Annotated in this window: 13 protein-coding genes and 1 pseudogene; 10 read left to right on the forward strand and 4 right to left on the reverse strand. The window is 61.2% G+C overall.

Annotated features, from left to right (window positions below):
• The first annotated feature begins 117 nt into the window (after nt 1-117).
• From MPC4_RS11145 to MPC4_RS11175, 7 genes and pseudogenes are all read left to right on the forward strand, one after another.
• A complete protein-coding gene (locus MPC4_RS11145; protein ID WP_174512589.1) occupies nt 118-360 on the forward strand; it encodes a type II toxin-antitoxin system Phd/YefM family antitoxin in 243 nt (80 codons plus the stop codon).
• Nucleotides 361-366: 6 nt separating this feature from the next.
• Nucleotides 367-804: a type II toxin-antitoxin system VapC family toxin gene (locus MPC4_RS11150; protein WP_174512590.1), complete on the forward strand. Its 438-nt coding sequence runs from the start codon at nt 367-369 to the stop codon at nt 802-804.
• 154 nt (nt 805-958) lie between these two features.
• A pseudogene (locus MPC4_RS11155) lies at nt 959-1,413 on the forward strand (tyrosine-type recombinase/integrase); the annotation flags it as partial.
• A gap of 355 nt (nt 1,414-1,768) precedes the next feature.
• Entirely contained in the window at nt 1,769-5,305 is a 3,537-nt protein-coding gene (locus MPC4_RS11160) for a S8 family serine peptidase (protein WP_174512591.1), read from the forward strand.
• A complete protein-coding gene (locus MPC4_RS11165) occupies nt 5,302-6,780 on the forward strand; it encodes an MBL fold metallo-hydrolase (RefSeq protein ID WP_174512592.1) in 1,479 nt (492 codons plus the stop codon). The genes MPC4_RS11160 and MPC4_RS11165 overlap by 4 nt, the downstream gene beginning before the upstream one ends.
• A 677-nt stretch (nt 6,781-7,457) precedes the next feature.
• Entirely contained in the window at nt 7,458-7,637 is a 180-nt protein-coding gene (locus tag MPC4_RS11170; RefSeq protein WP_210253632.1) for a hypothetical protein, read from the forward strand.
• 28 nt (nt 7,638-7,665) lie between these two features.
• Nucleotides 7,666-8,226 carry a hypothetical protein gene (locus tag MPC4_RS11175; RefSeq protein WP_244628966.1) on the forward strand — a complete coding sequence of 187 codons (561 nt, stop codon included), beginning with the start codon at nt 7,666-7,668 and terminating at the stop codon, nt 8,224-8,226.
• A gap of 274 nt (nt 8,227-8,500) precedes the next feature.
• On the opposite strand, the gene MPC4_RS21490 is transcribed toward MPC4_RS11175, so the two are convergent.
• A complete protein-coding gene (locus MPC4_RS21490) occupies nt 8,501-8,959 on the reverse strand; it encodes a toll/interleukin-1 receptor domain-containing protein (protein ID WP_280514788.1) in 459 nt (152 codons plus the stop codon).
• Nucleotides 8,960-9,553: 594 nt separating this feature from the next.
• On the opposite strand from MPC4_RS21490, the gene MPC4_RS11185 reads away from it, so the two are divergent.
• Both MPC4_RS11185 and MPC4_RS11190 read left to right on the forward strand, forming a co-directional pair.
• Nucleotides 9,554-10,597: an SIR2 family protein gene (locus MPC4_RS11185; protein ID WP_174512596.1), complete on the forward strand. Its 1,044-nt coding sequence runs from the start codon at nt 9,554-9,556 to the stop codon at nt 10,595-10,597.
• Nucleotides 10,590-12,431 (forward strand): ATP-binding protein, encoded by a 1,842-nt coding sequence (locus MPC4_RS11190; protein WP_174512597.1) that lies wholly within the window; start codon nt 10,590-10,592, stop codon nt 12,429-12,431. Before MPC4_RS11185 ends, MPC4_RS11190 begins: the two co-directional genes overlap by 8 nt.
• Nucleotides 12,432-12,958: 527 nt before the next feature.
• Here MPC4_RS11190 and MPC4_RS11195 read toward each other — a convergent pair.
• Nucleotides 12,959-13,288, reverse strand: a complete 330-nt coding sequence (locus MPC4_RS11195; RefSeq protein WP_174512598.1) for a DUF736 domain-containing protein — start codon at nt 13,286-13,288, stop codon at nt 12,959-12,961.
• Between the two features lie 970 nt (nt 13,289-14,258).
• Between MPC4_RS11195 and MPC4_RS11200 the strand changes: the two genes are divergently transcribed.
• Nucleotides 14,259-14,819 carry a flavin reductase family protein gene (locus tag MPC4_RS11200; protein WP_174512599.1) on the forward strand — a complete coding sequence of 187 codons (561 nt, stop codon included), beginning with the start codon at nt 14,259-14,261 and terminating at the stop codon, nt 14,817-14,819.
• 10 nt (nt 14,820-14,829) lie between these two features.
• Here MPC4_RS11200 and MPC4_RS11205 read toward each other — a convergent pair whose 3' ends face one another.
• Both MPC4_RS11205 and MPC4_RS11210 read right to left on the reverse strand, forming a co-directional pair.
• Entirely contained in the window at nt 14,830-15,768 is a 939-nt protein-coding gene (locus MPC4_RS11205; RefSeq protein ID WP_174512600.1) for a DUF2493 domain-containing protein, read from the reverse strand.
• A gap of 371 nt (nt 15,769-16,139) precedes the next feature.
• Entirely contained in the window at nt 16,140-17,195 is a 1,056-nt protein-coding gene (locus tag MPC4_RS11210; protein ID WP_174512601.1) for a DUF7146 domain-containing protein, read from the reverse strand.
• Nucleotides 17,196-17,239: the final 44 nt, after the last annotated feature.

Consider the following 17,239-nt stretch of genomic DNA (forward strand, 5'->3'; position numbering starts at 1 on the left):
GCCCTTGGCTGCGAGGCGCTTGAGTTCACAGAGAAGCGAATCGCTGTCTCTTTCGCTTCTTGCCGTCATCGACGTTCTTGGCTATATGACTACTGTGGTCATAATTGAGGGACGATCATGCGCGAGATTCAGCTCCGCGACGCGAAGGCGACCCTGTCAGCAGTGGTGGACGAGGCGCTGCAAGGAAAACCTGCCATCATCACCCGCCACGGCAAGCGGCAGGCCGTGATCTTGAGCTACGAGGAATGGGAGCGGCTGTCGCAGGTGCCGTCTTTCGGCCGTCTGCTGATGACCGCGCCGGTGGCGGCGGAAGACCTGTCGAACCGCGATCGCACGCCGTTGCGCACGCCCGATCTCTGATCGCCGGTGTATCTCGTCGACACCAACGTCATCTCAGCGGCGGCGCCCGCGGGGGTCGCGCCGATGGCGTTGGTCGAATGGATGGAAGCGCATTCGACCTCCTTGTTTCTCTCGGCGGTGACAGTGGCGGAGATCGAGGACGGTATCGCCAAGCTGCGGCGCGAGGCCGCGACGCGCAAGGCAGCTGATCTTACCGCGTGGCTGGAAACGGTTCTGCATCTTTACGGCGACCGAATACTCGCCTTCGGCGCCGACACCGCGAGGATCGCGGGAGCGATGTCGGACCGGGCGCGCGGCCAGGGCCAAGCGCCGGGCTTCGCCGACATCATCATCGCGGCCACGGCGCGGCATCACGGACTGACGATCCTTTCACGTAATCGCAGGCATTTCGAGCCGCTTGGCGCGGCGGTTCTCGATCCCTTCACGGCGCTCCCGGCCGTCTGAGGAACGTCGCGCCGCTTGAGCCGTGATATCCCAGCCGCGCGGAGCGCGGCCGCTGGCGATCTGAGACCGGTGGATCAGTGGAAAACTGGCAAAGGGGCTAGGGATTTGGCAAAGGGGCTAGGGATCTTGCGTCTTTTAATCCCTCGACATGCGCAAACTGCGCGGATGTGACCTTGTCAAGGTCAAGATCGGCGACTTTGTAAGTGGCAGCCGGGTGCGTTCTCGCGCGATCGTCATCCAGCAGAAAACCGGCCGGCCCGCTCAATTTGAGCTCCTTGAGCCAAGCCGCGGCAGCATTCTGGCATGTCTCACGCCCGGAGGTGACGCGCCCGACAACTTCGTATTTCCAAGCAGGATCGATCACGCCGAACATATCAGCACTCGGCAACATGCGCGGCTTGTGGCGAGTGGGTGACGGGAATCGGATTGCGCTCGAGGATTACGGAACCCATGCGCTGCGCAGAACGAAGGCTCCATAATCTAAGGCGGACGGGAAACCTGCGGACTATCCAGATCCTGCTCGGTCACACGAAGATCGAGGGCACTGTTCGCTATCTCGGCGTCGACATCGAGGATGCGCTGGCCCTCTCCAAGAGCATAGAACTGTAGCATCCTGGCCTCCTCGGCTGGGCACCGGACACGCAGATCGGGCCGCCGCGAGGAATCCAACGCATGCTCAAATGATGGGACGCGTCCTCTCATTCCTGTCCGCTTACTTTCCACCCATCCGCCGCTGGATGCCTTGCTTGACATTTTCCATTCGATGACAGAGCAATATGGCATTCAGGCAGAAGACGCGGCTTATTTGGGCCGCAACCCAAGTGACTCCGTCAATTTTGTAATTCTGATTTCGTCAAATTCCTAGCATTGAGGCTTTTTCGTTCACGCCGGGGGCCATCCCGTGACGGCTTCGAAAACCAGCCGATTTCTTATCAAATTTCGCGACGCGACAGCGCCGGGGCCCTTGCGGCTTTCTGCGCGCATGGGCTTGTCGGCGACTGAGGTCGCCTTCGCGACGGAGCCTTTGTTCCAGAGCGTCGGGGTGACACGCGGACGCGGCGCCGCGGCGAGCTCCGGCGTCTGGCGGCTTGCAACCGCCTCAGCCACGCTCGATGGCGACGGCTGGGATCAATGCCACGACATCGTTGCCCAAAACGCCGGCGTGATGCTCGTCGAGCCCGACGTCGAGCAGCAATGGACCTACCCGCACCGCGCTGCGGCAAACCGAGGTCGCGGCATGCGTTCGGGAGCGTCGCAGCCGCAGGACATCGGCGACGGATATGCCGGGGACAAGAACAACAACTACTGGTTTCGCGACAGCAGGCATGGCCAGTTCGACGCGGCGGGCGCTGCGGGCGGCTCCGGCCAGGGCGTCCGCATCGCCCATCTCGACACCGGCTATGACCCTGGCCATAAATCGACGCCCAAAGGCCTCAACCCTCGTCTCGCCCGCAATTTCGTCGACGCCGATAGGCCGAATGACGCGACAGACCGGTCGGACGGCCTTTTCAACAATTTCAGTCACGGCTGCGGAACGCTTGGCATCCTTGCCGGCGCCGCTGTTCCAGGGCTGAAGCCTTTCGGCTGCGCGCCGAACGCCGAAATCGTCCCGGTCCGCGTCGCCAATAGCGTCGTGCTGTTCAGCAACAGCTCCATCGCGCGCGGCCTCGACTACGTCCACACGCTCTGCGCGTCGGAGGCGACCCGCGTGCATGTCGTGAGCATGAGCATGGGCGGGCTGCCCTCGGACGCCTGGGCGGACGCCATAAATGCGCTTTATGAGGCGGGCGTGGTCGTCGTAACGGCGGCAGGCAACAACTACAGCAACGCGCCCACGCGTTTTGTCGTCTATCCGGCGCGTTTTGGCCGCGTGATCGCGGCCTGCGGCGTGATGGCGGACGGCCATCCTTACGCGAATCTTCCGCCAAAACGCATGGCGGGCAACTACGGTCCGCAGAGCAAGACGCTTACAGCGATCGCGGCCTATACGCCCAACGTGCCGTGGGCCCGCTTCGGCGTGCCGACCATCGTTGATTTCGACGGCAATGGAACGTCTTCGGCGACGCCACAGGTCGCCGGCGCCGCGGCGCTCTGGATCGAAAAGCACCGCGCCCAGTTCGACGCCTATCCGCAAGGATGGTTGCGCGTCGAGGCGGTGCGCAAGGCGCTGTTCGATAGCGCCGCCAAAGGCGCCGCCGCCGACGCCGAGGAACTCGGCTATGGCATGCTTCGGGCGGCGGACGCGCTGTCCCGACAGGCCGCACCAGCCTCCCGGCTCGCACGATCGGCGCCCGACAACGCCAATTTTGCATTGCTGAAGCTGTTGCTCGGCGATGCGTCGCCGGGATTCGCGGCGGCGGCCGGAACGAACATGGCGATGCTGGAGCTCGAGACGGCGCAAGTCGCCGCGAAATCCGGCCTCGAGACCCTGACGGAGACATGGACGCCGACCACGCGGCGCCGGCTGATTGAGGAAATGCTGGCGCGGCCGGACCTTTCAAAGCCGTTGCGCGCGGCGCTTGAGAAAGCCAGCGCAGACGGCGGCGTCATTGCCCCGCTGCCGCGGCCCGGGACGCAAACCGCGAAACCGGCGCCGACGCCCGCAGACCTTGAGATGGAGCGCCATTTTCTCAAGCTGGCGCTTGATCCGCGGCCTCCCGAGCCCCCCTATCGGCGCCTCAGAATCTACGCCTACGACCCCGGCCAGCAAACCGATCCATCCATGTTCGACGTCAGCGTCGCCGCGGTGACGACGCGTTGGGAGGCGAACCTCAAACCGGGACCCGTTGGGGAATATCTCGAAGTGGTGGACGTCGATCCGGCAAGCAACGCCTGTTATGCGCCTGTCGATCTCAACGACCCGCGTGTGCTCGCCGAGAGCGGATTGGCGCCGTCGGAATCCAATCCGCAGTTCCATCAGCAGATGGCCTATGCCGTCGCGATGCGCACGATTGAACGCTTCGAGCGCGCGCTCGGCCGCAAGGCGCTTTGGGCGCGCCGGCGGCCCAGGAAGGCCGGCGAAATCGTCGCCGACAATGGCTTTGTGCAGAGGCTCCGAATTTACCCGCACGCCCTGCGGGAGGCCAACGCCTATTACGACCCGGACAAGATTGCGCTCCTGTTCGGCTATTTTCAGGCGGCGGATAGCGCTGGCTCGGTCACGAGAGGCGCTGGCATTTTCGGCGTCGTCTCGCATGACATCGTCGCACATGAGACGACGCATGCGCTGCTCGACGGATTGCACCCGCGCTTTTCGGAGCGCACCAATCTCGACATGGCTGCGTTTCACGAGGCCTTCGCCGATATCGTCGCCCTTTTTCAGCATTTTTCCATGCCGGAATCGCTGACGCGGCAGATCAGCAGGGCTCAGGGCTCGACGCCCGAGATCGGACGCAGCCTCGGGCGCCTCGCCCAACAGTTCGGCGAGGCGACCGGCATGCATGGCGCCCTGCGGCGCTTCGTCGGCGAAACGGGATCCTCGGTCCCCGTGTTGAGCGACGATATGACCGAGCCGCATGATCGCGGCGCGGTTCTCGTCTCGGCGGTGTTCGCCGCCTTTCTCACCATTTATGCGTCGCGATGCGCGGACCTGATCCGGCTCGCGACGAATGGCTCGGGCATCCTGCCGGGCGGGGCGATCCCGGTCGACCTCGCCAATCGCCTCGCCAGCGAAGCGTCGAAGACGGCCGACCACGTCCTCAACATGTGCATCCGCGCGCTCGATTATTGTCCGCCAGTCAATCTGGAGTTCGGCGACTATCTGCGCGCGATCATCACCGCGGACCGCGACCTCGTGCGCGACGACGATCGCGGCTATCGCGTCGCCTTCATCGACGCCTTTCGCCAGCGCGGGATCCTATCCTCCGGCGTCAGCCATCTTGCGGAAGACAGCCTCCTCTGGGAGCCGCCGGCGATGGAGACGGAGATGCTCGACCTGTTCTCCAAAATCTTGCCGTTGCTCGATCTCAGCTGGGGCCTCACGATCGATCGCAAGAGCGCGTTTTTCCATTCGCAGGAGAACGGCAGGAAGCTGAACAACTGGCTCACGGATCCGAGCGATCCAAAACGTCGGCTGTTGCGGCAAATCCTCGGATTTGAGGAGCCGGCGAAGTCGTGGACGGGCGTCATCGGCGGGCAATCCTTCGCCGGCGAAATTCGTCCTATCGAGGCGCACTCTGTGCGCGTGTGCCGGCGGAGCGCCCCGGACGGCTCGTCGACCTCGACCCTCGTGATCGAACTGACCCAGACCTTCAGGGCGGAGCCGAATGGCGACCGCTATCGCGGCGGATGCACCCTCCTGTTCGATCTCAACGTCAATGGGCTCAAATACCTCGTGCGCAAGAAGCTGTTCTCGTCCTGGTCGGTGCAGAATCAGGCGTCGGCGCAACAGGCTGCGATGACCAGCGCCGCCGAAAACGGACAGGTCTATTACCCGCCGGGCGATCCGGCCGGGAGAGGCAAAACCTTCGCGATCATGCATCGCTGCGGGAGAACGCCATGACCTCGATCGCAAAAGCGCCCAGCGCCGCGAAGCTGGCACGGGCGCCCCGCAAAGCCAAAACAAAGGCGCCGGTCCGGGAGGCAAGTGGAAAGGAGATCGGCGGCTCGGGCGCAAAAGAGCGAGCCTCCGTCCGCGTCTATCGCCAGGGGCTCGGCGACTGCATCCTTGTTCGGGTGAAGCGAGAAAACGGCGATGATTTCAAGCTTCTGATCGACTGCGGCGTTGTCCTCGGAACAGAGAACGCTAGTGGCAAGATGACGGCGGTCGTAGAGGATGTCGTTCACGAGGCCGACGGAAAAATTGATGTTCTCGCCATCACCCATGAGCACTGGGACCATTTGTCAGCCTTCATTCAGGCGGCCGACTCATTCAAAAAACTATCTGTCGGCGCTGTCTGGGTCGCCTGGACCGAAGACCCGAACGATGACCTCGCAAAGCAACTGAAAAGGGAGCTGGGCAAGGCCGAAAAGACGCTGCAGGCTTGCGCAAGCGCGTTCCGGGCAGCCGGAAACGGGGCGAACGCCGACATGCTGTCGGATATTGCCCTCACGCCCATGAGCGCCGTGGCGGCGGCGAATACGAGCACAAGGGCCGCCTTCGACAGAGCGAAAAATATGGCCGCGCCACAGCCTCCGCGGATGTGGAGGCCGACCGACGCTCCGTTCGAAATTCCCGACGCCAACGCCCGCATCTATGCCCTCGGCCCTCCCCATGATCCCAGGCTCATCCGAAAGATCAATCCCTCGACCAGCAATCCTGAAACCTACGGTCTGGCGGCGGACGGCTGCGCAGTGCTGCCCGCTGGCGTCCTAGCGGCCCTCGGCCTGTCAGGCGACGAAGACAGCGGCCCGCCGTTTCATCGACGGGTGACGATTCCGCTGCGCAATGAGAAGGATCTCGCTTCATTCGGGCAGCAGGATCCCGAAGGGCGCATCGAGCGATTCTTCACAAAGCATTTTTACGGCGGCGACGACGACTGGAGGCGCATCGACGGCGACTGGCTGGGCTCCGCGGCCGAATTGGCGCTGGCGCTGCAGAGCTACACCAACAACACAAGCCTCGTCCTCGCGCTTGAACTCGGAAATATCGGAACCGGAGACGTGCTGCTGTTTGCCGCCGATGCGCAGGTCGGAAACTGGGAGTCCTGGCAGGACTGGCAGTGTGAAAAGGACGGACGCAAGATTACCGGACCGGATCTCTTGAAGAGAACGATCTTTTACAAGGTCGGACATCACGGAAGCCACAACGCCACCCTGAAGCAACGTGGCGTCGACCAGATGGATGCGCTCAAGGCTGCGATAATTCCGGTCGACGAAGAAGAAGCTTTGAAAAAGCACTGGGGCCGACTGCCGCTTTCCGACCTCATCGCGGCGCTCGAGAAGAAGAAGGCGCTTGTGCTCCGGACGGATCAGAAGCCGTCCGGTCCTCCAGATAACGTCGTGATCGCCGACAATTATTTCGAGGTTCGGATCTGATCGGGGCCGCCTCTGGTGCAAATTTCTTGCTCTAATCTGCCTTTTTCTCGACGAATCTCGCCGCTCCAAGGCTAGGTTCCGATTCTCAGGTCGTTCGCGAAGCTGCGGCGCCGACTGCAGAGCCCCCGATTCAGCCGTTTCATTAAATCTTTCAGAATCGCGGAAGCGGACATGAACTTGAAGCCACCCCACGGGGCCGCGCGCATGCCATTGCACTCAGGGGGCACCTGCTGGACCGATTTGAGGTATGCTCGCTCAGCGAATTTAGGATCTGCATTCAGACTCTCGACCGCTCACCGATGCCCCGCACCTTCAACATCGAATCCCTGCGTGGGCTCGGCGGCTACATGCCGTCCGAACACGTACTCAAGGCGTTCAAGCTGTCTCTGGCGGACTGCCGCTTGAACCCCTAGTAGGTGTCATCGGGATTTTTGTCGCTTAGATCGCTTCGAACTCGTCAATCCGCTCCCGGGACTGACATGGGCGCCGCGGTCCGTCGAGGGCCGTTTCGCGCCTACGCTTGCCGTTCAAGTACGACAAGCGTCATTTCGAAATCGGACATTGAATCGATCTGAGATAATCCGCGGCAGGCCATTTGCACGCTTGTCTGATCAGGCCGTCCGCTGGGGAGCCGTTTCAGGCTTCGGACGCGCAGGTTGAACTCGCGGAGGAAAATGATGGACATGGTCACGGAGCGGAAGGTCTTCGTGGCCGACATTCGCGGCGCTGCCCTTGGAATATTTGCGAACGCGGATGTCGCCAAGACTGAGCGTGGGCTTGCAGATGAAAAGCTTTTAGCGCTGACGTTGTTGGCTCGCACGGTTTCTAACGTGAAGAGATCCCTTCTTCCTTCTTGACGCCAAGCGTATAATCGAGGCGCGGACGATCACTCGGTGCGCCCTCGAGAATCTCTATTGGATCGTGGGACTGGCCGAGGAGGGCGAAGGGTTCGTCCTCAAAATGCGAGACGATGAAATGAGCCACCGCCGCGCGCTCGGCCAGGAACTTTTCGCGGCCGAAGTGCAACTCGAAGACGATGTGGCCGAGCGGCTGCGAGCGTACATGAGAGATCTAAACAAGGGATCAGACAAGGCAAAGACGCTCTCGCCGAAGCACGTTGCGCAAATCAGGGACGACTTCGAAAAGACCTATATTTTCTATGGGCAATTGTCGTCGGACGCCGCTCATCCTTCGGTCACGGCGCTTAACCGCTACATTGTGCCGGAATCGCATCCGGAAGGTGAAGGGATTGATGTCGAGCCGGCAGTGTCGAACTTTGAGATTGCCGAGACGGCCGAGTATCTAAGCATGGCCGCAATGTGCGTGTGCGTCGCTGCCAATCAGATCATCGGCGGCGTCGCGGGCGCGGAAAGCTTGAACGCCATCGCTGACCGTTACACGGAACTGTCCAACCGCACTAAGGCTACGCTAAAGCCTGCAGCATGAGCCAATGCGCTGCGCTTCTTTAGCTGACTCACCCAAAGTGGCGCCTTTGTTCGCTTCAGCCCACCCCAGACGTGACCGCTTTGCGCCCATCGTTCCCGTTCGGACGAGCATTCCGATTGCTCGAGAGCGGACGCTCGACAACAGGATTGGGCGGTCATCAATGCGCCAAAAGCTGACATTCGCGCCCTTCCGTAGAGCCGACGTTCGGCTTAGCAGCGTACCGCCAGAAAGGTGGATCAACGGAGTCAGCCATGCTGGCCGCCGTGGCCCAAAGTTAGAGAGCGACCAGATCGGCGAGCTTGGTCGCGACATCGGCCATGCTGTCTTCCGCCGTGCTAAGGCCGTTGCGAGATGCGAGCATGGGGCTGACTTCGCGCAGCGCGTCGAAGTCCGTTCCATGCATGATGGGAACGATCTGGCCCTGCTGCAACAGCACCGAAAGCTCCTTATCGGCGATGCTTTCGCCTCGGATGCGCTTCAGGAAGTTGGGCGTCACCAACACGATGCCAATCCGTGATTTCGCTAAACCCCTGTCGATCTCGCGGAGGAACGGCACGCCAAGTCGGATATCTTCTTCGCTAAACCAAACTTTAACGCCCTGCGCCTTTAGCAGCTCGTACAGGTCTTTCGCGGCACCCTGCCGGTCGTCCCACGCATGACAGAGGAAGATGTCTCGGAGGTCGAGGGACGCTTGCTTCTCGACGGTTGCGCGGACAGGTTCGAGCTCCTGCACCTCGGCAGGCGTGTACCAAACGGTCGAACTGGCTCGCGCCCACCTAGGTTTCGAAGTGCGGCTACTGCGTCCACTGCTGCGGCCGCCGCCACTGCTCGACGACGAGGAGTAGGACGGCGGCGAATAGGACGGCGTTGAATAGGAGGGTTGGGAGAACGAGCTGTAGCCTCCGCCCCATCGGCTGTACTGGCCACTACATGCAGGACAGTCCGCCCCGCCGCCTCGTATATGGCCTCGAACCGGCGCTGTACATCTAGCCATCTTCCCGACCTTGCAGATTGATTCGGTTCAACAAGCAGCGAATCGTTCGCCATTCATATCACGGCGTATGAATTTTGGCACTCCCTACGTGCAAGTGCTAAGCGCCCTGGTAGGCCGCTCGATCACCCTTCGCCGAGGTCCGGCGAATTGCGTCCCTGTGCCATGTGCCGACTTTGGATAGGCGCCGGGAATTCACGGGCCGCGAGGTGGAGGCCAATTGGCGCCCCTCCCGCCCGTGGCAACGGACCTAGTAGCAGATGCCTATCGCTTCGGCAGAGGGACAGCTAACATATCTCTAGTTGTAGATTCTGCTGGCTTGAGAGACGGTTTGCCATGGTGCGATCCCACATAATTAGCAATGACGATGAGGAAACAGCGAAGATCCTCGCGCCTTACATCCAATCCGGCAACCTGAACTTCCTCATTGGCTCCGGAGCCTCCCTACCAGCGATCAAGACTGCTGGCGACATCGAGAAGAAACTGGACAAGCTAATTAAGGATGGGAAAGCAAAGGAAGCAGATCGCGAGATGGTCGGCTTCATTGAGGCAATCGGCGAGACCTATAAGCAGCTGAAGGACGATCCGATCTATTCGGACGACCTCGACGAGGCGTTTAATAATTATAGCAATTTCATTTCCATCGTTGATCAGATACTATTTTTCCGAAAGAACGAGATATTACCTAGGCAGGCTACAATATTTTCGACTAATTACGACATGTTTATCGAGTTCGCTGCGAGTAAATCTCCTAGTATCAGCATCAATGATGGCTTCGATCGATCTTCCGGGCAGTCGGAGAATTTTGCATTCGCGCCAGAAAAATATTTCGACAGAACCTATCGGGCGAGCTCCCTTTATGCTCGACGGGTTGAGATTCCGACCATAAACCTCATCAAACCTCACGGGTCGCTGAACTGGACGAAGAGGGGCTCAGACCTCATATATAACGCAAGCGCTGTTCAGCCGCTCACACCGGCCGAAAAGGCAGATCCTGTGAAGGTTTCTGAGTACCTCAGCAAGCATTTTCTGATTATGCCGAACTTCAGAAAGTTCCATGAAACCCTTATGGAAAGGGTGTACTATGACCTGCTGCGGCTTTTCTCGAAGTCGATGGAGCAAGAGAATGTCGCTCTGATGGCATTCGGGTTCTCGTTCAGCGACGAGCATATCCTGGACATAACGAAAAGATCGCTCAGAAACCCAACATCACAGCTGATCATTTTCGCTTACAGCCACGACGACATTGCTCTTTACCAAGCCAAGTTCGCCAAGCATCGAAACGTCAGCGTCATCGGGCCGCCTGCAGGAACCAACATCAACTTCCTGCGGCTGAACAACATCCTCTCCGCGGTCCTGCCGGAGATAAAGAATGGCTGACCGGCCGGGCCGCCTTCAGAAAGAGGCCGTACTTCGGGTAGGTGAAGTCTCGGCTGTGACGGGACGCAAGATTTTCATCTCCGTCGACCGCGACAAAAACCTGTCGGAGCTGTTTTTCGATGGCGATGTGATCAGAAACATCGGTGTCGGGAGCTATGTCGACATTCGAAAGGGTTTCCTCAGCCTCATCGGCAAGGTTGAGGGCGAGAACGCCCAGACAGACGACAAGCGGCCTAGCCAGTTGGCGTATATGAACGGCCGACGGTTCCTGTCCGTTTCGCTGGTGGGCTTCCTCGACCGCAAGGGCGAGTTCTTTGGAGGCACGAAGGAGCTACCGCTCGTCGGAAACGAGGCGTTTCTTCTCACCAAAGAGAAGGTCCACCAGGTCCATAATCTCCTGAAAAATGGAGGGATCGCGCTGGAAATCGCGCGGTCCGAGTACGAGGGATATGATATTTCCCTCCCCGTCGACGGTCTGATGAACAGCCATATTGCCATCTTTGGAAACACCGGCAGCGGCAAGTCGAACACCCTCGCAATGATCTATCAGGAGTTCATCGCAAAAATGCGAGCTCGCAACGTTGCTGCATTCCAAGCGAACTGCCGCGTCGTCCTGTTTGATTTTAACAACGAGTACATCCGAGACAATTGCCTCACCGAGCACAAGCGAGTGTTCAATCTGAGCACCAGAAATGACAACGGGGACAAAATCCCGCTCGGAGCCGGCGGCTTCAACGATATTGAGATCGTCAGCATCCTCGCGGATGCGACGGAAAAGACGCAGAAGCCGTTTTTGAAGCGAGCTCTCAAACTCCAGCAGCAGGTAAACGAGGCAGGCGTTCCAGCCCAGTACTTGCGCGCCACAGTGCAACGACAGGTGATCCAGGTTTTGCAGATGTCAGATAAGATCCGAGCGGACCTGCTACTCGACTATCTCCGACAGGTGCTACCCGAGACCAATGCAGATGGTGAGGTCATCGAGATCGCCGGGGACCTAGAATGGCATAATATCCAGTCGGAGTTCCGCCTTCGAGGGCAACAGATCTACCTCAGGTCGACCCCGGATCGGATCACAGAAACCATCGCCTATCAGACCGTCGATTTGCTTGATCTCGCGGACGATGACATCAAGAACCTGATAATGCTTTGCTACGTCCAGTTGATTTCTGACGTCCTAGCAAATCGCGCCCAGAACGAGCACATCGCGCCCGCCATCAATAAGCTCAAAAGCAAGCAGGGCGACATTCGGAAGATTTTTGATCCCGCGCCGGACGCCAACCTCTTCACGTCGAATGTGCTGGTGTTCGCCCTAAGCGACATCAACCTAGAGATGAAGAAGACAGTTCCTCTGCTGGTCGCCAAGAAAATCTACGAGGACCATAAACGGATCGGCGGCACTCGTTCGCTGAATATCGTGATCGATGAAGCCCACAATATCCTGTCGCGGGAGTCTTTTCGGGAATCGGAAAGCTGGAAGGACTACCGCCTGGAGACGTTTGAGGAGATCATCAAGGAAGGGCGCAAGTTCGGGGTGTTCGTCACAATTTCAAGTCAAAGACCCAACGATATCTCCCATACCATCACATCTCAGGCCCACAACTATTTCATTCACCGACTGATCAATCAGAAGGATCTCCAATCGATTGCAAGCGCCGTGTCCTACATCGATAAGCTCACTGAGGAATCTATTCCGACGCTACCGACCGGTACATGCATATTCAGCGGCATGGCAGGACAAATGCCGCTCAAGCTGGCAGTCAAGCCGCTCGATGATCATTTGCGGCCCAAAAGTGAAACGTTGGAGTTCGTCGATTTGGTCCCGGCGGCCGGCTAAGCCAACGGAACTGCGTACCTCCTGATACGCCACACAGCCCTGCCGTCGAAAGCGAAGGTCCGAAAACGGCCAGTTCTCTGAGAGTGACCGCACTGCTAGCTGACCTGCCGGAGAGCAGACTTTTCGAAAGTCGGGAATGGGTCAGGACAAGACGTTCATCGACGCTCGGCCAACGTCCGCATCTTGATTTTAGATCTCCAAAGCCGCCATTCTGCTTTCGGCCCGACCACGCCATAGACAGAACGGCCGCTTTCCAAACTGCGGGCCCGGGAGCGGACTGACTGAAATCCGCCCAGAGCAGCTGTCTGAGCGCATCGACGCGAAAGAATGCTCCTGGGCGTGTCTAACGGTGGTAGACGGCCTAGGTTTTGGCCGCAGTTCGGCAAAGTTTCTGGCTCATGAGGGGCCGCAATGACCGCGACTGGCGGGCGCACGTGGCGCGAGGCGTTCGCGTGACCCGTGCGATTTTCGGGTGTGATGAAGCAAAGAGCCCGCCCGAAGTCGGGCGAGCCCTGCCTGCTTGCGGCTTATTCGCTGGCGCGTCGCCCGTTGGAGCGGGACCAGATGAGGCTATACCCGTCGCCGTCCTCGTCGTCGAAGAGATTGGCGTAGATGGGGGCGATGAAGCTTGGATCGTCGAGCTTGAGGCCCAGATAGTCGCGGCCCTCGTTGGAGCGCTTCGACCAGCCCGCCCCGATGTCGGCCCGGCCGACGAAGATGCGGTGGCTGGGGGCGTTCTCGCCCGAGCGAGCGGTTTCGGGGACGATGCGGACGTTCCTGGCCTGGACCGAGAGGGTGACGATGTCGCCGGTGAATTCGTTCGCGCCAGTCTTCTTGAAGGTGCCGATGGTCGCCATGATGGTTCTCCTTGATCTCTGTTCCGAGCCCGCGCCATTGCGGCCTCGATGGCGATCGATAGGCTGGAGGCGATCGACGCCGCATCCGTCAGGACCGCAGCGTCAGCGGAGGATGGCGCCAGGCGACTTTGTTGTTTCGCGAGGAATGGACGCGCAGCGGCCAGGGGAAGAAAGTCGATCGGCGCCATTGCGGTCAGGCGATCGAGGCGCAGCCGTCCTTCGGCCAGATCAGGCCATTTGAGAGGCCGTTTGGAGTGGTCAACCTGACAGAGATGGATCAACGGAGAACGCGGCGACCTCGCGCAGGAGTGAGGAATCCGGCAGCGACCGTCGGCGTTGATCACGCCCGCCTAGCTGGCGATGGCCGCATCAAACCTCCCATGCTGGCCGCGGGCGGGGCAGCGGTTGCATCCGTGTCTTCGGCAGTCCGCGCGAGAAGCCCGCGGTTGAGTCCGTGTCGTTCCATGGAGCCGCGCAGTTGACGGCCCGGCGATGCCGCGCCGAGCTTCACTGCCCACGCTTGTCCCGTCCAACCTCGAGAGCAAGGAATGCCGCGATCTGCCACGTCATTTGTCCGGCCCGAACGGCTATGACGGCGGCGCCCGCTCGGCGCCAGCCCTGCCTCGCCGGTCCGCACGCGGTCATGCGAAGCATCGGAACCGAGACTTTTACGCCGTATACCATCGCGCGTCAGCGAAAAAAGAAGGTTGCCCGCCACGTTGCCATCTGCCGGGATTCAGGCGGGACGACGTTAGCTGCGCCCGCGGCGGCCGATAGATCCCGAAATGACGAGGAAGGAAACGGTCCGACGCCAAGTGTCGGTTCGGTGACAACGACGCCGACGAGCCAACGGGCGCCCCAGTCGACTGGCCGACGACGCTTGCGCTGCCGCCGTGCTCGCGGTCGTGGCGCCGCCGCCGGAGGCCGCTAAGGTGCTCGGCCCGAGCGCACCCGCCAGAAAGAACAATCAATGACGAAGCATCCCAGGAAGAGCGACTTCCCCGTCAGTCAGGTCCGCCGCTATCTGGAGCCAGGGCCGATTGTGCTGGTCTCGTCCAAGTGGCGGGACAAGACGAACATCATGACGCTTGGCTGGCACACCATCCTCGAGTTCTCGCCATCGCTCGTCGGCTGCATGATCTCGGGCGGCAATCACAGCTTCCATATGATCAGGAACAGCGGCGAATGCGTCATCAATCTCCCGACGACGGCGCTGATCGACACGGTGGTCCGGATCGGCAACACGTCAGGCGCGGAAATCGACAAATTCGTGGAAGTCGGTCTGACGCCCCAGAAAGGCCAGGAGGTCGACGCGCCATTGATCGGCGAATGCCACGCGAACTTCGAATGCCGGCTGCATGACGACGCGCTTGTCGACAAGTACAACTTTTTCATCTTCGAGCTGGTGAAGGCGCATGCCGCCCCGTCGCCGAGACATCCCGAGACGCTGCATTACACGGGCGACGGCGTCTTCATGGTCTCCGGCAAGATCATCAGCCGTAGATCGCTGTTCCGGCCGGACATGCTGTGAGGAGCGCCGCTCACCCGCCGCCGGCGCTGAACCGCCAGACCGGGACGCCGAGCTTCCTCGCCTTGTCGGCGAGATTGTCCTGGATGCCCGTGCCGGGGAAAACCAAAACTCCAATCGGCAGGACGTCGAGCATTGCGTCATTGCGCTTGAAGGGCGCGGCCTTGGCGTGTTTGGCCCAGTCGGGTTTGAAGGTGATCTGCGAGACCTTGCGATTGTCGGCCCATTTGGCGGCGATCAGCTCGGCGCCCTTCGGCGAGCCGCCATGCAGCAGCACCATGTCCGGATGCTTGGCGTGGACCTTGTCAAGCCGGTCCCAGATCAGGCGGTGATCGTTGAAGTCGAGGCCGCCGGTGACGGCGATCTTGGGGCCCGCCGGTAAAAGCACCTCGTTGTCGGCGCGCTTCTTCGCGGCGATAAAATCGCGGCTGTCGATCATCGCCGAAGTCAGCGCGCGGTGATTGACCTTCGATCCCGAACGCGGCCGCCAAGTCGAATGGGCATGGCGCTCAAACTGCTCGGCGGCCTGGTCGCGAAAGAACTCCATGCAGTTCCTGCGCTCGATCAGCGTCTGGCCTTCTCCCGTGAGGCGTTCGAGTTCAACCGAGCGGATTTCCGAACCGTCCTGCTCGTTTTGGCAGCGGCGATGCGCCTGTTCATTTTCGTCGAGGTCGCGTTCAATCCGACCGACGGCGCGGTGGAAGAGGTTGACGGTCGACCAGAGCAGATCCTCGAGATCGGGTTCGAGGCGGGTGTCGGCCAGCGCGACGACGAGGGCGTCGAAGATATCGGCGATGCTGACGGCGATCACGCCCGCGTCGGGCAGCGGTCTCGGATCGGGTTCGTCCTGGAAGGGACGATAGCCATAGAGCTGCAGTTCGGTGAGCACGCGGTCTGTGGGGGATGAGGCATGCGGCGGCTCGTCGCCGGAGTTGTCGTGGTCGCTGGTCATCGGGGCTTTCCCTCGTCGGATGGACCGCGCCCATCGCGGCCTTCGTGGCGACGAAAGGCGGTCAAGCGGATCGGTCCTACACCCGCAGCGAAGCGGAGGGCCGAAGCGCGAGCGGAGGATGGCGGAGCCGGATTGTTTTGCTTGGCGATGCAAAGGCGGCGATCCGGGGTCCCCACGTGACCTGTCGCGCGGGGTGGTCGCCGCCGGCGGAAAAGAATCGGGCGCAGCCATTGCAGGGACGAGCCGCTTGCCGCCCAATCGCCCTCTTGAGAAGGCCGAGGGCGCGGTCCTCTCCGACGGCCGGGGCAAGCGACAAACACGGACGCACCGCCATAACGGCGGGGGCGCCGACCTCATCCTCCCTTTCCGGTCTACGCCGCCAGCCCCATGAACCGGACGACGTCCTGCGGCGCGATCTGGATCCTGACCGCCGTCCGGAGCGCAGCGACGCCGAGGAGGCGCAGATCTTCGTTGAAGTCGCCGAGCATCGACGACAGCGCGATCGCTTCGATCCCGGCCTCCTGCGCCCGCTCGATCAATGCCTTCGTCGCGCCGTGGCCGGCGGGATCGTCGTCGCGCGCAATATAGAGCCGGCGTAGCGTATCGGGAAACAGGATCGCGGCGAGATGCGCGGCCGAGAGCGCCGCCATCATCGGCATGGCAGGCAGGACGCAGCGCAGCGACAGCATGGTCTCGACGCCCTCGCCTGCCGCCATGACCTCGCCAGTCGCGCCGAAGCGCACGGCGTGCCCGAGAAGCTCACCCATCGCGCGCCGCGGCGTGTCGATCGGCGCCTTCCCGAGCATCACTGTATGGAAATCGTCAGGATCGAGCCAGGTCCGATGCGCGCCGGTGATCTTGCCGTTGAGATCGGTGACGGCGGCGATCATCGCCGGCCAAGTCTCGGCCGGACTGTGCTCGTCGGGCCGGTAGTAACAGCGCGGATGAAAGCGTAGCGAGCAGGTTCCGTGCAACGCCGTGATGCCGCGCTTCCGGAGATATGTTTCGACGCGCGTGCCCGACATCGGCTGCGACATCGCGAACAGCCGGCGCGCCGCTTCGGGCGATCCGGCCGCCCCCGAGGGCGGCTTTCGCCTCGGTCGCGGATCGGGATCAGAATCCGGCAGGCTAAGAAAGGCCCAGGCCTCGTCGGCGACGTCCTTGAAGTCGATCAAGCCGCAGGATTCGCGAATGATATCGAGCAGGTCGCCATGCTCCCCGGTGGCGGCGTCGGTCCATTTGCCGGCGACGCCTCTGCCGGCTTCGGGGCCCTTAAGGCGCACGAACATCGAGCGCCCGGGCGTATTTCGCGCGTCGCCGACCAGCCAATACCGGCCCTCACGGCGGCCGTTGGACAGATATCGTCGGCACACTGCCTCGGCCTGATCGCCGAGGCGACGCGCCAGTTCCGCGGCATTTTCCGTCATCGCATCCTCCGAGACGAAAAAAGGCCCGCCACCCGGGGTCCCCG

Origin of the sequence: Methylocella tundrae (genome assembly GCF_901905185.1) — a bacterium.
GTDB lineage: Bacteria > Pseudomonadota > Alphaproteobacteria > Rhizobiales > Beijerinckiaceae > Methylocapsa > Methylocapsa tundrae.

Coding starts and splice junctions, on each gene's coding strand:
- MPC4_RS11205 (WP_174512600.1), bottom strand. CDS start 15,768: ATGACCAGCGACCACGACAACTCCGGCGACGAGCCGCCGCATGCCTCA.
- MPC4_RS11190 (WP_174512597.1), top strand. CDS start 10,590: ATGGCTGACCGGCCGGGCCGCCTTCAGAAAGAGGCCGTACTTCGGGTA.
- MPC4_RS11185 (WP_174512596.1), top strand. CDS start 9,554: ATGGTGCGATCCCACATAATTAGCAATGACGATGAGGAAACAGCGAAG.
- MPC4_RS11210 (WP_174512601.1), bottom strand. CDS start 17,195: ATGACGGAAAATGCCGCGGAACTGGCGCGTCGCCTCGGCGATCAGGCC.
- MPC4_RS11200 (WP_174512599.1), top strand. CDS start 14,259: ATGACGAAGCATCCCAGGAAGAGCGACTTCCCCGTCAGTCAGGTCCGC.
- MPC4_RS11145 (WP_174512589.1), top strand. CDS start 118: ATGCGCGAGATTCAGCTCCGCGACGCGAAGGCGACCCTGTCAGCAGTG.
- MPC4_RS11170 (WP_210253632.1), top strand. CDS start 7,458: ATGGACATGGTCACGGAGCGGAAGGTCTTCGTGGCCGACATTCGCGGC.
- MPC4_RS11195 (WP_174512598.1), bottom strand. CDS start 13,288: ATGGCGACCATCGGCACCTTCAAGAAGACTGGCGCGAACGAATTCACC.
- MPC4_RS11165 (WP_174512592.1), top strand. CDS start 5,302: ATGACCTCGATCGCAAAAGCGCCCAGCGCCGCGAAGCTGGCACGGGCG.